The 14,506-nt window shown below is 46.6% G+C and carries 11 protein-coding genes; 9 read left to right on the top strand and 2 right to left on the bottom strand.

From position 1 onward, the window contains the following. The first annotated feature begins 102 nt into the window (after nucleotides 1-102). The 8 genes from DMI82_RS04995 (at nucleotide 103) to DMI82_RS05030 (ending at nucleotide 10,388) form a co-directional block, all read left to right on the top strand. Nucleotides 103-1,035: a GTP-binding protein gene (locus DMI82_RS04995; protein ID WP_015525506.1), complete on the top strand. Its 933-nt coding sequence runs from the start codon at nucleotides 103-105 to the stop codon at nucleotides 1,033-1,035. Continuing rightward, on the top strand, nucleotides 1,019-2,131 hold the full coding sequence (locus DMI82_RS05000; RefSeq protein ID WP_015525507.1) for a DUF3878 family protein: 1,113 nt from the start codon (nucleotides 1,019-1,021) through the stop codon (nucleotides 2,129-2,131). The genes DMI82_RS04995 and DMI82_RS05000 overlap by 17 nt, the downstream gene beginning before the upstream one ends. A 136-nt stretch (nucleotides 2,132-2,267) precedes the next feature. Continuing rightward, nucleotides 2,268-2,501, top strand: a complete 234-nt coding sequence (locus DMI82_RS05005; protein ID WP_015525508.1) for a hypothetical protein — start codon at nucleotides 2,268-2,270, stop codon at nucleotides 2,499-2,501. A 212-nt stretch (nucleotides 2,502-2,713) separates the two neighbouring features. After that, a complete protein-coding gene (locus DMI82_RS05010) occupies nucleotides 2,714-3,853 on the top strand; it encodes a CobW family GTP-binding protein (RefSeq protein WP_110102706.1) in 1,140 nt (379 codons plus the stop codon). A gap of 122 nt (nucleotides 3,854-3,975) precedes the next feature. After that, the gene (locus DMI82_RS05015; protein WP_021651300.1) at nucleotides 3,976-4,926 is read left to right on the top strand and encodes a TIGR03943 family putative permease subunit; all 951 of its coding nucleotides are present in this window, start codon (nucleotides 3,976-3,978) and stop codon (nucleotides 4,924-4,926) included. Nucleotides 4,927-5,005: 79 nt separating this feature from the next. Further along, nucleotides 5,006-5,584 carry an aminoacyl-tRNA hydrolase gene (gene pth / locus DMI82_RS05020; RefSeq protein ID WP_015525511.1) on the top strand — a complete coding sequence of 193 codons (579 nt, stop codon included), beginning with the start codon at nucleotides 5,006-5,008 and terminating at the stop codon, nucleotides 5,582-5,584. 7 nt (nucleotides 5,585-5,591) lie between these two features. Beyond that, nucleotides 5,592-8,918 carry a transcription-repair coupling factor gene (gene mfd / locus DMI82_RS05025; protein WP_110102707.1) on the top strand — a complete coding sequence of 1,109 codons (3,327 nt, stop codon included), beginning with the start codon at nucleotides 5,592-5,594 and terminating at the stop codon, nucleotides 8,916-8,918. A 213-nt stretch (nucleotides 8,919-9,131) separates the two neighbouring features. Further along, entirely contained in the window at nucleotides 9,132-10,388 is a 1,257-nt protein-coding gene (locus tag DMI82_RS05030) for an FKBP-type peptidylprolyl isomerase (RefSeq protein WP_110102708.1), read from the top strand. 105 nt (nucleotides 10,389-10,493) lie between these two features. Here the strand turns inward: DMI82_RS05030 and DMI82_RS05035 are convergent, their stop codons facing one another. Beyond that, nucleotides 10,494-11,291, bottom strand: a complete 798-nt coding sequence (locus DMI82_RS05035; RefSeq protein ID WP_242981810.1) for an HAD family hydrolase — start codon at nucleotides 11,289-11,291, stop codon at nucleotides 10,494-10,496. A gap of 10 nt (nucleotides 11,292-11,301) precedes the next feature. Continuing rightward, on the bottom strand, nucleotides 11,302-12,516 hold the full coding sequence (locus DMI82_RS05040; RefSeq protein WP_092072040.1) for a DUF4317 domain-containing protein: 1,215 nt from the start codon (nucleotides 12,514-12,516) through the stop codon (nucleotides 11,302-11,304). Between the two features lie 960 nt (nucleotides 12,517-13,476). Between DMI82_RS05040 and DMI82_RS19720 the strand changes: the two genes are divergently transcribed. Continuing rightward, on the top strand, nucleotides 13,477-14,478 hold the full coding sequence (locus tag DMI82_RS19720; RefSeq protein WP_110102710.1) for a hypothetical protein: 1,002 nt from the start codon (nucleotides 13,477-13,479) through the stop codon (nucleotides 14,476-14,478). Nucleotides 14,479-14,506 lie beyond the last annotated feature (28 nt).

Raw genomic sequence — 14,506 nt, forward strand, 5'->3', positions numbered from 1 at the left:
CGGGCAGGAGATTATTGAAATATGACCGGAACATAAGTAAAGCATATATTCGCATTTATTTTACTGTATGCTCCGGAGAGTTGATAAGGTAAAGGAAGAAATATGATAAAGATCGATCTGATAACTGGATTTCTCGGATCCGGAAAGACAACATTTATAAAAAAATATGCCTCCTATCTTCTGAAAAAAGGCATGAACATCGGGATCCTGGAAAATGATTTCGGGGCAGTGAATGTGGATATGATGCTGCTTCAGGATCTAATGGGAGACAATTGTGAGCTGGAGATGGTTTCCGGGGGCTGTGATGCGGACTGTCACAGACGGCGATTTAAGACAAAGCTGATCGCCATGGGAATGTGCGGTTACGACCGTGTCATCGTAGAACCATCCGGAATCTTTGATGTGGATGAGTTCTTTGACGCCCTCCATGAGGAACCGTTGGATAAATGGTATGAGATCGGAAATGTGATCGCCATTGTGGATGCGAAGCTGGCAGAGGATCTTTCTGCGGAAGCGGATTATCTGCTGGCTTCCGAGGTGGCAGATGCAGGCTATGTGTTACTGAGCAGGAGCCAGGAAGCCACGGTGGAAGAGATCAGCAGCACAAAAGAGCATCTCAACCGTGCACTTGGCCAGATTCAGTGCAGGCGCCGTCTGGACAGTGAGATTCTCACCGGAAACTGGGATGATCTCACAGACACAGACCTGGAAAAGATCCTGGATTGCGGGTATGTGGCAGAGGATTACGTGAAGGAATCCTATGCGGAAGGCGGCGGATTTGATTCTCTGTTTTTTATGAACGTTCATAAAAGCGAGGAGGAACTTCATGAAACTGCAGAAAGGATCCTGAATGATCCATCTTGCGGAGATGTTTTTCGCGTAAAAGGTTTTCTCAGAAAAGAAGATGGACAATGGCTGGAGCTGAATGCTACCCGCCATGAGATCTGCATCCGGCCGGCAAAGCTGGGACAGGAGATCATGATCGTTATTGGGGAGAAACTGAATAAAGAGGTAATTGATGGATACTGGAAATAATACTGCAGGAAAAACAGCACCGGAGAGATATGTCTCAGAGAAGGCCTTTGAAGAGCTGCCAGATACCTTTCAGAAGCTAGCAGAGCTGCTTGGAGAAGATCAGTTTGAACTGGTGGCAGTGAATGATGAGAAAGATCCGCAGGATCAGAAAGCAGCTTCAGAAAGTGCTTTTTCGGAAGCAATTGCGGAAAAGTCCGATGACAATATGTACAGAGTGGATTCTTATGTAAAAAACGGCGAAATCCGTCTTGTGTATCTTATGAATGATGCGGTAGAAAGCTTTCTTGTTTTTGGAAATGCCCGTATGACAGGTGTATACAAACCGGATTACGAGGGCGAGATCCTGGCAGATTTAAGCCGGCAGGGCAGAGAATACATCCTTGTGGTTCACCAGGATGATTCGGTGGTGACTTTGTTTTTTGAAACCCTGTCTCTGGAAAAACATCTCTACGATTACAGCCGGATCGGTCATTTCTGGGTAGAAGGGTATGAATACTTACGGCAGCTGGAATATCGGCTGGCGATCCTCCGCGACAAATATGATTATATAGGCGGGGACAGCTGCAACGCTCTGGAGGAGAAGCTTTCTGCACTGGTGGAATTTCCGCCATTGAATTACTGCTGTTATCCGGCTGTTCCGGAAAAGTATATTGTTCCCAGGGAAAATCCGTGGATTCCCTCGGAAAAGGCATTTGAGGTAATGGGAGAGATCGCAAGGCAGGCAGGAGACCGTACCTTTGTCAGGTGGCTTGAAATTTACCGGAAACTTCGGTTTAAATGGGTAGCACGGAAACTGGCAGGAATGCTTCACCGTACAAAACACATCCAGGTAACGATGTGCCTTTCTGAAAAGCTGCGGGAAGCTTCATCCGGATATGGGAATCGTTCTTTTGGAAAAGAAGCCGATGAAGAACTTAGAGTTCTTACAGAAAAAGCCAGGACAAAGCAGGCAGAGCTGAACGAGCAGGGTATGGGATCCGAAGTACTCAGGGAAGAACCGTTTACCATTGCCAGAGATTCTCTGGGATTTAAGGTTTATCTCATGAAATGGAACAAAGGAAGAAAAGACTGTACCGTTGAAATTGAAGAAATATGACGAAATATATATAGATCCGTAGAGAATATCTGTGAAGTGTTTTTGCCCGGCAGGGATTGCTTTTTTAAAAACACTGGGGTATAATCTAACGGAAAGAGTTAAGAACAGCCCTTTAATAAGAAAGGAGATTTTTAAAATGAAAGTAACACATATTACAGATATTGATAAATTTTTTGAGGTAATTGACAGCTGCAAGGGTAGAGTAGAGCTTGTAACAGGAGAGGGAGACAGATTGAACCTGAAATCCAAACTTTCCCAGTATGTATCTCTTGCAAACATCTTTTCCGCTGGTGAGATCCCGGAGCTTGAGATCGTTGCAGCAGAGAAAGAGGATATCGACAAGCTTATGAACTTTATGATCAACGGCTGATAGGAAGAACGATTTTCAGGGATGTGAGCTTTTCACATCCCTCTATTAATCTGAATATAAAGCAGAATAGGAATGTCTGTTTTGTAAAATGGATATAATGACAGCAGATACAGAAACAGGTATTTTTTTCTCTGTCATCATGAGCATAACAGGATACAACCAGGGGGTATAATACTTCCTGGTCAAACTACGTTAAAAGGAGTGTATACAAAATGGTTAAAATTGATATTATCTCCGGTTTCCTTGGCGCCGGAAAAACAACTCTGATCAAAAAGCTTCTGAAGGATGGATTTCAGGGTGAGCAGGTAGTGCTGATCGAGAACGAGTTCGGTGAGATCGGTATTGACGGCGGCTTCCTGAAAGAGGCAGGGATCCAGATCCGTGAGATGAACTCCGGATGTATCTGCTGCTCTCTGGTAGGAGATTTCGGAACCTCTCTGAAAGAGGTTGTTACCAAATATGATCCGGACAGGATCCTGATCGAGCCATCAGGAGTTGGTAAGCTTTCTGACGTTATCAAGGCTGTACAGGGTGTTCAGGACGAGGTTGACATTAAACTGAACAGCTATACAACTGTTGTTGATGCAAAAAAATGCAAAATGTATATGAAGAACTTCGGTGAGTTCTTTGATAATCAGATCCAGTATGCAGGTGCTATCATCATGAGCCGTACTGATATTGCAAGTGAGAAAAAGGTTCAGGAGTCCCTGGAGCTTCTCCGCAGCCTGAATAAGGATGCTGCTATCATTACAACTCCGATCGAGAATCTTGACGGTAAGAAGCTGGTAGAGGTTATGGAGCATCCGGTATCCCTGGAGCAGGAGATGCTTGAGGAGGAGCATGAGCATCATCATCACCACGACGGAGAGTGTGGCTGCGGCCATGATCATGAAGAGCATGAGCATCATCACCATGACGGAGAGTGCGGTTGTGGCCATGATCATGAAGAGCATGAGCATCACCATCACCATGACGGAGAGTGCGGTTGCGGCCATGATCATGAAGAGCATGAGCATCACCATCACCACGACGGAGAGTGTGGCTGTGGACATGACCACCACCATCATCATGCAGATGAGGTCTTCACAAGCTGGGGCCGTGAGACTATTAAAAAATATACACGTGAGGGACTTGAGAAGATCCTTGAGGCACTTTCCGAGTCTGATAAATACGGTATCATCCTCCGTGCAAAGGGAATGCTTCCGGCAGAAGACGGAACATGGATCTATTTTGATATGGTTCCGGAAGAAACTGAGATCCGTGAGGGTGCACCGGAATATACAGGCCGTCTGTGCGTGATCGGTTCTAAGCTTGACGAGCATGCACTGGAGGAGCTTTTCGGGATCGCATAAAGCATATGATAAAATAAATGTTCGTTTTGACGCAAAGCCAAAGCGGAATACAGATATAGATTGTTACAGAAAGGAAACAGATACTGTACATTAAATCGTACAGTATCTGATAGGATGGATTTATGGAAGAGACCAGAGTACCCGTTTATCTGATCACAGGTTTTCTGGAAAGCGGCAAGACCTCTTTCCTGAGCTTTACCCTGCAGCAGGATTACTTTCAGATCGATGGAAAAACACTGCTGATCCTTTGCGAAGAGGGTGAGGAAGAATATGATGAGGAAGCACTGAAACAGTGCAATACCGTTGTGGAGAGCATTGACAGCGAGGAAGAGCTTACACCGGAACGACTTGCGGCAATGGAGATCCTGCATCAGCCGGAGCGGGTGATCATTGAGTATAATGGCATGTGGCTGGTAAGTAAATTCGAAGAAATGGAAAAACCGGAAGGCTGGGGCGTGGAGCAGCATATCACCTGTGTGGATGCAAGCACATTCCAAGTCTATATGGCGAATATGAAGTCACTTTTTATGGACATGGTCCGCAATGCGGATATGGTTATCTTTAACCGCTGCCAGGAGAACGACCCGCTTCCTTCTTACAGAAGAAGCATCAAGGTGGTGAACCAGCGTGCGGAGATCATCTTTGAGGATGAAGAGGGCGAGCTTGGTGATCTTTTTGAGGATGAGATGCCATTTGATATTGATGCGCCGGTGATCGATATCCTTCCGGAGGATTATGGTATCTGGTTTGTGGATTCCATGGATCATCCGGACCGTTATGTTGGAAAAACCGTTCACTTTAAAGCACGTGCCCTGAAGCCGCGTGGAATGGGAAGCAAATTCTTTGTTCCCGGAAGAACAGCCATGACATGCTGTGCAGATGATACCACATTCCTTGGTTACATCTGCAAGAGCGCTTTTGCTCCGAAGATCGCAGAAGGCCAGTGGGTGGATGTTACTGCGAAGGTTGCGTTTGAGAAGAGAATGGAATATCAGGGAGAGGGAATCGTACTTTACGCAGAGCATGTAGAAGTTTGTGAGCCACTTGCTGATGAGATGGTATATTTCAACTGATACGATCAGAGCATTTGTATGCCTTAAGGCATAAGAAGGCCTGACATTGAAACAGGTAGATTACAGCTGAGGAGTTTTTATGTATTTAATTGCAGGTTTGGGAAATCCGGGAAAGCAGTATGAGGCTACACGCCACAATATGGGCTTTGACACCGTTGACTGTCTTGTGGAGAAGCATAATATCCCGCAGGGCGGCGTAAAATTTAATGCCATGTATGGAAAAGGTATCATCGGCGGTGAAAAAGCTATTCTGATGAAACCGCTTTCCTATATGAATTTAAGCGGCGGTCCGATCCAGGAGATGTCCGGCTATTTCAAGATCGATCCGGAGACAGAGCTGATCGTGATCTACGATGATATCGATCTGGAACCTGGGCAGCTTCGTATCCGCAAAAAGGGCAGTGCAGGCGGACATAACGGGATCAAGGATATCATCCGCCGCCTTGGAACTGAAAAATTTATCCGCATCCGTGTTGGTGTCGGTGCAAAACCGAAAGACTGGGATCTGGCAGATTTTGTGCTGGGTCATTTTTCGGACAGTGACCGCAAGCTTGTGGACGAAGGGATCAATGATGCGGCAGAGGCTGTGGAGATGATCCTGTCCGAGGGCGTAGATGCGGCGATGAATAAATATAACAGGAAAAAGCCTAAGAATTGAGGTTTGTATGGAAGCATTTTTGCATCCTCTGCAGGGTCTTGCAGAGTTTGAGGAAATAAAAAAGCGCTGTGGCGCAAACTGCGGAATTCTCAATGTTTCCGGATGTATGGAGTCCCAGAAGGTCCATCTGATGTATGGACTTTCCGGGCTTTTTCCATATCATCTGATCCTTGCGGATGATGAGCGCAACGCAAAGGAAATCTATGAGGATTACCGCTTCTATGACAAAAATGTATATTTTTATCCGGCAAAGGATCTTCTGTTTTTTCAGGCAGATATTCACGGAAATCTTCTGATCCGGCAGCGGATGCGTGTGATCCGGGCACTTCTGGAACAGGAAGAAGTGACCGTTGTTACCAGCATTGACGGATGTATGGATTTCCTGATGCCGCTGGAAAAGATCAGAAGCAGACTTCTTCATTTTAAAAGTGACAGTGTGATCGATCTGGATCAGCTGAAGGAAGAGCTGGTAGAGCTGGGGTATGAACGCACTGGTCAGGTAGAGCTTCCGGGGCAGTTTTCTGTGCGTGGAGGAATCATTGATATCTATCCGCTGACAGAGGATAATCCCTGGCGTATCGAACTGTGGGATGATGAGGTGGATTCTATCCGGAGCTTTGATGCGGAAAGTCAGAGATCTCTAGAAAATGTAGATGAAATTACGATTTATCCGGCCGTCGAAAAGATGGACGGAGAAGATATGGTATCCTTTCTGGATTATTTTCCGGAAGAAAAAACACTGGTGTTTCTGGATGAACTGAACCACCTGGCAGAAAACGGCGAGGGTGTGGAGGAAGAGTACCGTCAGAGTCGTATGCACAGAGAGGAAAAAGGCGAGGCAAATCTTCCGGAGCAGTGGCTATGTGGCTTTCAGGAACTGCAGAAGAAGCTGAACAGACGGAATTGTGTGGCTGTATCCGCACTTTCTCCCAGACGTTCCGGATGGAAGATCAATGAGGAATTTGATCTTACGGTGAAGTCTGTAGATTCTTATAACAGCAGCTTTGAACTTCTGGTAAAGGATCTCCTTCAGTATAAGAGTCAGGGATACCGGATCGCATTGCTCTCCGGTTCCAGGACCAGGGCGGAGCGTCTGGCAAAGGATCTTTCAGAGGAAGGACTGAATGCTTTTTACAGCCAGGACATGGATCGTATCATCAGTCCCGGGGAGATCATGGTGGTCTATGGTCACGCAAGACGTGGCTTCCAGTATCCGCTGATCAAATTTGCAGTGATGACGGAAACCGATATTTTCGGCAAAGAGCAGAAAAAGCGCAAAAAAAAGAAAAAGTACAGCGGAAACAGGATCCAGGACTTTGCAGAGCTTTCCATTGGTGATCTTGTTGTTCATGAAAAGCATGGACTGGGTATTTACCGTGGAATCGAAAAGGTAGAGGTTGACCGTGTTGTGAAGGATTACATCAAGATCGAATACCGGGGCGGCAGTAATCTCTATATCCTGGCAACCCAGCTAGATGCTTTGCAGAAATATTCCGGATCCTCCGAAAATGCAAAAACGCCCAAGCTGAACAAGCTTGGCGGTCAGGAGTGGAATAAGACCAAGAGCCGTGTTAAGGGTGCGGTAAAAAATATCGCAAAAGAGCTGGTAGAGCTTTATGCAGTACGCCAGGAGAAAGAGGGGTATGTCTGCGGACCGGATACCGTATGGCAAAAGGAATTTGAGGAGATGTTTCCTTATGAGGAGACAGAGGATCAGCTGGCAGCCATTGAGGATACCAAGAGAGATATGGAAAGCACCAGGATCATGGACCGTCTTGTGTGTGGTGACGTTGGTTACGGAAAGACGGAGGTGGCTTTAAGAGCTGCGTTTAAGGCAGTACAGGAAAGCCGGCAGGTGGTTTATCTGGTCCCTACTACCATTCTTGCCCAACAGCATTACAATACCTTTGTACAGCGTATGAAAGAATTTCCGGTGAAGGTGGAGCTTCTCTGCCGTTTCCGGACATCTGCCCAGCAGAAAAAGACCATCGAAGGGATCAAAAAGGGGCAGGTAGATATTGTGATCGGCACCCACAGAGTTCTTTCAAAAGATGTGGAATTTAAAAATCTTGGACTTCTGATCATTGATGAGGAGCAGCGCTTCGGTGTTACTCACAAGGAGAAGATCAAGCAGATGAAAAAAGATGTGGATGTACTGACGCTGACGGCAACGCCGATTCCGAGAACTCTTCATATGAGTCTCATCGGTATCCGTGATATGAGCGTTCTGGAAGAGCCGCCGATGGATCGTGTGCCGATCCAGACATACGTTATGGAGTACGATGAGGAGACTGTTCGGGAAGCCATCCGCAGGGAGCTTCGCCGGGGTGGACAGGTGTATTACGTATATAATCGAGTCAATGACATTGCCGAAGTAGCCCTTCGGATATCCAGACTTGTGCCGGAGGCCAGAGTGGATTTTGCACATGGACAGATGAGTCAGAGGGAACTGGAGCAGGTAATGTATGATTTTATCAACGGAGATGTGGATGTACTGGTTTCCACCACTATTATTGAGACAGGACTGGATATTTCCAACGTAAACACTATGATCATCCATGATTCGGACAGATATGGCCTTTCCCAGCTTTATCAGCTTCGTGGGCGTGTAGGACGTTCCAACAGGACTGCTTATGCATTTCTAATGTATACCAAAAACAAGATGCTCCAGGAGACCGCGGAGAAACGGCTTAGCGCCATGCGGGAGTATTCAGACCTTGGAAGCGGTTTTAAGATAGCTATGAAGGATCTGGAACTTCGTGGAGCAGGAAATCTTCTTGGTGCTCAGCAGCACGGGCATATGAACGCAGTTGGTTATGACCTTTACTGCAAGATGCTCAGTGAGGCTGTCAAGGAGGCAAAGGGAATCCGGACTATGGATGATTTTGAGACGACCATTGATCTCAACATCGATGCGTTTATCCCGGATTCCTATATCAGCAACGAGTTCCAGAAGCTGGATATTTATAAGCGTATTGCCGGTATTGAAAGCCAGCAGGAATATGACGATATGCTGGAGGAACTGATCGACCGTTTTGGCGAGCCGACAAAAGCTGTGCTGAATCTTCTTGCCATTGCAAGACTGAAGGCTCTTGCCCATCAGGGATATGTGACGGAGATCAAGCAGCTTGGAAAAGATGTCCGGATCACGCTCTATGAAAAGGCCAAGCTGGATCCCGCAGGTATCCCGGCTATTATGGCGCAGTACCGGAGAGGTTTGCAGTTTAAGGCTGATCATGAGCCGAAATTTATCCTGACACCACAGGGAAGGCTGATTGAAGAGCTGATGAAGTTTGCGGGGGAGCTGGCAAAACTGGCAGAGCCACTGGAGTAAAGGGAAGAATCAGCTAAGCTTAGGGTTATCCACGGGAAAAAACATCCGGTTTGTGGATACCGGATATTTTCCCGGAAAGACTTGTGGATAATTTGTGAAATGTCGTGTAAGTTCGTGAAATTCCTTGCTCTTAAAGGTGAAAACGTTTATAATCAAGTATTATGGAATAAGAGCCGGACCGTGATTCTTATGGACGGATAGATGGAGGATGAAATGAGAAATTCAGTAAAGAAAGCGGCAGTTACTGCTCTTGTCTGCGTTACAGCGGCAGGAATGATGGCAGGCTGCGGAAATAAAAAACTCGATGGTACAAAGATCGCAGTGACAGTCAATAAGCAGGAAATCCCGTTTGGCGTTGTAAGTCTGGCAGCACGTATGCAGCAGGCACAGGCTGAGGCAATGTACAAGATGTATCTTGGCGGCGGAAGCGATATGTCTATCTGGAGTACCAAAATGGATGATTCCGATGAGACTTACGGTGAAAATGCGGTAACAACTTCTGTTGAAACTGTTGAAAAGATGTGTCTGGAGAAAGAACACGCTTCCGAGTATGATGTTGAAATCACAGATGATGAGCAGAAGGCTCTTGAGGAAGCTGCCAAGAACTTCATGGCTGCCAATTCTGATGAGACAATTGCAGAGCTTGCGGTTGATGAAGATATGGTAAAGACTTTCCTCGAGCTTGAAACATACGATGTGAAGATGAAGGATGCCATTGAAGCCAAAGCGGACGTGAAGCTGGATGAGAAAGAATATCAGCAGATGTCCTTCAGCTATGCAAGTGCAAAGGTCAGCGGAGATGATCTTTCCGATGATGATATCAAGAAGAATAAAGAGAATCTTCAGAAGTTTTATGACAAGGTTAAAGAGGATCCGGCTGCAGATTTCAATACTCTTGGAGATGAGATCTCCGAGGATATGACCGCAACAACCGGAACATGCCCTACCTATGAGGAAGGTGATGACAGTGCTGCCAACGGAACTACTTATCCGGATGAGGTTCGTACCGCTTTAAGAAAGCTGGACGAGGGTGCACTGAACGAGGAGATCATAAAGACAGATTCCGTATGGTATGTTGTGAGACTGGATTCCAAGAATGATAAAACTGCAACGGAGAGTAAGAAAGAGTCTCTGACAAACACCAAGAAGGATGATTTCTATAATGATACAACAGATGGCTGGAAGAAGAAAGCTGATATCAAAGAAGAGAAAAAACTGATCAAGAAGATCAAGATCACAGATAATCACAGCTTTACGATCCAGACTTCAACTCCGACACCGGACCCGGATGTAACTGAGACACCGACAGCAGATTCTGCAGCGGCTGAGGCAACTGAGACACCGGCAGCTGAGGAGCAGACCGATGTGACCGAGACACCGGAGACAGAGGGAGATTCTGCAAAGGCTGATGAGGAGACTGCAGACAGTACAGAATCTGAGGCAGCTGCTACACCGGAAGCTGAGAAATAAGATACAATGTTTACAATGGAATGATAAGAGAAAAGACAACGAGCCGTGTACGGGTTTATCGTACACGGCTCGTTTTTGTAATGCTCATGCCTGCTTTACGGATCATCAGATCAGATTGAGATGCTCTAGTGCGTGAAGGATCCCGTCCTTGTCCACTGAGTCTGTCTGGTATGTGCAGTGCTCTTCGATGCCTCCGTAAGCATTTCCCATAGCAACGCTGACTCCGGCAGCTTTCAGCATGGGAAGGTCGTTGGGACTGTCTCCGAATGCATAGCAGTCTTCCTTGGGGATGGAAAGGCGGTCCAGGAGAAATTCCATGCCTGTGGCTTTGCTGGTACCCTTTTGTGTGACTTCCCAGATTCCGTTTCCGTGATCAAAATAGGTGTAATGATCATTACAGAAGCTGCGGAATTTTTCGACATCGGAATCCGGCAGCATATGTACCAGGAATTTGTCATAAGAGTAAGTGCAGGCATCCTCCCGATTGAATTTCGTGATGTCGACCATTGGAATTTCTTTTCGCATTTTGACTCCGAATTCGGACTGGGCCGGAGATGCGCCATCATACAGGATCTCAGTGTTGGATTCAAAAATTGCCTCGATCTTGCATTTGCGGAGAAGGTCTACGGTTTCCTTGCACAGAAGATTTGGGACTGTACGGAAAAAAAGCAATTTGTTGTCCATGTAAATGTGGGTTCCACAGCCGTATATATAGCCATCGAAATGAAGCTCTGAGAGTGCAGAGGGCATCATTACTTTGGTGCGGCCGGTGTTGATGAAAAGAAGATGACCGTTTTCATGGGCTTTTGTGAGGGCGCGGCTGGTGCTCTCCGGAACCTTGAAAGGGTGAGGCGTAAGCAGTGTGCCGTCTATGTCGAAGAACAGGATTTTTTTATCGTTCATAAGGTCTCCTTTAAAATGGGATTTCTTCTTCGGTGTTACTGTTATCAATGTCAGTAATATCATTAACAGGAAGCGGTTCTGCTGATGTATCTTCAACAGAGTTCAATGTGCTGACACGGATGCCGTTGAGTTCTATTTCACTTTCCATGGGGATCACAAGGCATTTTCGACCATCGATGATGCGGGTTTCTACCAGTTCTGCCCGGTCCGGTGCTACGTGGATCACCACGTCAGGGGTTTTGATCTCGAATTTCCGGGTGTTGGTGATGTTGGATGCTACCAGAGCTGATTTTTCTCCTGCGGCAAGCTCATACTGTTCATCGAAGTTCTGGAGCTTTTCGTCTTCTACGCCGCATTCTTCGAAGAGACGTTTGACTTCGGATTTGGTGAGGACAACAGGTTCCGGTTCGTCCTTCTGGGATTCGATGAGATCGTTGAGCTTTTCGTGGATCTCAAGGACTGTGTCGTAGGCACAGTCATCACCAAGGGTTTCTTCCACCAGAGCATTGAAGGAGTCACGCTGGGTTCCGGCAGATAGTGGTGTGGTGCAGCCGAAGACTTCTTCCATCATGGTGGAGCGGAGATTTTCGGCGTTTTTGGTGTAGTAGAGAAGTCCGTGGATATCGGTACTGCGGTCGTTGAACTGTGGGAAAAGGAAGCCCCAGTCAGGCATTTCTACCAGCCAGTCCCGGATACGGTCTTCAATATTGTTTGTCTCTGCATTGTAATGCAGGCCTGCTTTGGAGAGCTTGACCGGGCAGATACTGCAGAGGATGTGATCGTAGATCTCATCGGAAGCGTCGAACATTTCGGCACCGTCGGAGGATTTGCCGGGGATGTCGTAGACTGCGTGGATGAGGATGATGTAGTAGTTTTCACCGTAGTCGTAGTTTTCTATGATTCTGTCGTAGAAGGCTTCGGTGAGGGTGTCGTCGGTGAGTTTGCTTTTGCGGAGTTTCATGAGGAAGTTTTGGGTTCCGCCTTCAGCTTCCTGATCCAGGGGAAATTCCATGTTGATGAGGTTTTTTCCGATGGTGCCGGTGAGGGTTTTTCGGAAGATGTCGAAGTATTTGAAGGTTTCTTCCTCTGATAAGGATAAGAAGGCTTCTTTGAGTTCGGTTTTTTTGTTTTTTTCACCGTCTACGTAGCAGCCGCAGATGCGGGTGATGGAGCAGCGGTCAGGGGTGAATTGTTTTTTTATTTCTGCGATTTCTTTTTTGTTCATGTGTGGTTTACCTCGGTTTTTTAATTAGTTTGATTATAGCACAGGTGTTTGGTGGGGGCAAGATGACGCGGACGGACGTGTGAGATTTGCAGCAGAAGTCCGGGTGCCGTCGTTTCGCCTGGTCATACTAAGCGTCTGAGGTGCCTCACGGAGCGGCCGGCCCATAACTCGCCATGTACGCTGATGCGTACCTGGCTCAGACAGATGGGCCTTACCCTACGGCTTGTGGCCGCCGGGTACCTCTCCGTGAACCACCTCAGACGCTAAGTATGGACCAAGGCTCACTCCAAAGCACCCGGACTTCTGCTGCAAACCTCACACTGTGCGGTCATGGTGGGAGGGATAGAGTGGTCTGACGGGAGTTGGATGAGCCATCAGCGCTGCGCTGGATGGCTGGGAGGAAAGGCTGAGTTTCCTTGTGGTTTGGAGGGGAGGTTGTGAGCGTCGGCGCGTTGCTGGACGCCTGTAGTTTGGAAGCTTGAGATTCTATGTGTTTGCCGGGAGGTTGTGAGCGTCGGCGCGTTGCTGGACGCCTGTAGTTTGGAAGCTTGAGATTCTATGTGTTTGCCGGGAGGTTGTGAGCGTCGGCGCGTTGCTGGACGCTTGTAGTTTGGAAGCTTGAGATTCTATGTGTTTGTCAGGGAGGTTGTGAGCGTCGGCGCGTTGCTGGACGCCTGTAGTTTGGAAGCTTGAGATTCTTTGTGGTTTGGAGGGAGGTTGTGAATGTCGGTGCGTTGCTGGACGCTGGAAGGTGGTGTCGAAATTTGGAGATGGGTTTTTGTGGTGTTGTGGTGGGATGTGTGGTATGATTTGTATATCTTATAAGATCTATCCATTTATTTGGTTTCTTTTTGCTTCAATGTCTGAAGCGTTTTTTCAAAAATATTTATAAAAACTGTATACAGGGTTTCTGAAGTGTTTGGTTGATGGTATAATTGTATATACCAGAAGGAGTATTGTTTGAGAGATAATACGATTTTTGATGATGTTTTTCGTACTATGATGGAGAAAATGACGTTTCTGGTCGTGCCTTTGATCAATGATGTTTTTCATACATCATACCCGGCTGATATGGAGATTGTGCAGCTGCGTAACGAGTATCAGCGGGTGGATGGTGAGATTATTACGGATTCGCGGCTGTTGATCGGAAACAGGATTTATCATATAGAATGCCAGAGTACGGATGACACGACAATGGCTGTACGGATGATAGAGTATGATTTTGCAACTGCTGTTGAGTTTGCCAGAAAGCAGGGACGGAGGTATCGGATGGAGTTTCCACGTTCTTGTGTGTTGTATCTGAGAAATAGTAGGAATACGCCGGATTTTCTGGAAGTGGATGTGGTTTTTCCGGATGGGGGATGTCATTTGTACAGAGTGCCTGCCATTAAAGTAGAGAATTATACAAAAGATAAGATATTTGAAAAGAGTCTTCTTATGCTGCTTCCTTTTTATATCATGCGATATGAAAAAAGAGGGCATGAGATGAGTGAGAATCCACAACTTTTTCAGGAATTACTGAATGAATATGAAGTGATCCGGAGTAAACTGGAGGTAGAGATCACTGAATCTGGAAGGTCTGAACTGTTCAGTGATCTGATTGGACTGATAACTCGGATATCTGATCATATTTTCAGAAATGAGGAGAAAGTCCGGAAAGGAATAGGTGAGATTATGGGTGGACATGTTCTGGAACTGGAATCTGAGAAAAGGGCAAGACTGATGGCGGAAGCTAAGGAACAGGCTGAAGCACTGGGGCGAGAACAGGGAATGGCTCAGGGAATGGCTCAGGGAATGGCCCAGGGAATGGCTCAGGGAATAGCTCAGGGAATGGCCCAGGGGGAAGAACGACTTAGTGTTCTGATCAACAGGCTTATACTTGATGAGCGTGGTAATGAGATTCAGAAGGTTGTTACAGATAAAGAAATGCGTGAAGCTATGTACAGAGAATATCAATTATAATAAGAAAAGATAAAGAGAATCCCCCACT

Source organism: Blautia sp. BCRC 81119, assembly GCF_003184505.1.
Taxonomy (GTDB): Bacteria; Bacillota; Clostridia; order Lachnospirales; family Lachnospiraceae; genus Blautia_A; species Blautia_A fusiformis.

Bases quoted from the DNA above. Each gene is read 5' to 3' on its own strand.
- DMI82_RS05010 (WP_110102706.1), top strand. From the start codon at position 2,714: ATGGTTAAAATTGATATTATCTCCGGTTTCCTTGGCGCCGGAAAAACA.
- mfd (WP_110102707.1), top strand. From the start codon at position 5,592: ATGGAAGCATTTTTGCATCCTCTGCAGGGTCTTGCAGAGTTTGAGGAA.
- DMI82_RS05000 (WP_015525507.1), top strand. From the start codon at position 1,019: ATGGATACTGGAAATAATACTGCAGGAAAAACAGCACCGGAGAGATAT.
- pth (WP_015525511.1), top strand. From the start codon at position 5,006: ATGTATTTAATTGCAGGTTTGGGAAATCCGGGAAAGCAGTATGAGGCT.
- DMI82_RS04995 (WP_015525506.1), top strand. From the start codon at position 103: ATGATAAAGATCGATCTGATAACTGGATTTCTCGGATCCGGAAAGACA.
- DMI82_RS05035 (WP_242981810.1), bottom strand. From the start codon at position 11,291: ATGAACGATAAAAAAATCCTGTTCTTCGACATAGACGGCACACTGCTT.
- DMI82_RS05030 (WP_110102708.1), top strand. From the start codon at position 9,132: ATGAGAAATTCAGTAAAGAAAGCGGCAGTTACTGCTCTTGTCTGCGTT.
- DMI82_RS05015 (WP_021651300.1), top strand. From the start codon at position 3,976: ATGGAAGAGACCAGAGTACCCGTTTATCTGATCACAGGTTTTCTGGAA.
- DMI82_RS05040 (WP_092072040.1), bottom strand. From the start codon at position 12,516: ATGAACAAAAAAGAAATCGCAGAAATAAAAAAACAATTCACCCCTGAC.
- DMI82_RS05005 (WP_015525508.1), top strand. From the start codon at position 2,268: ATGAAAGTAACACATATTACAGATATTGATAAATTTTTTGAGGTAATT.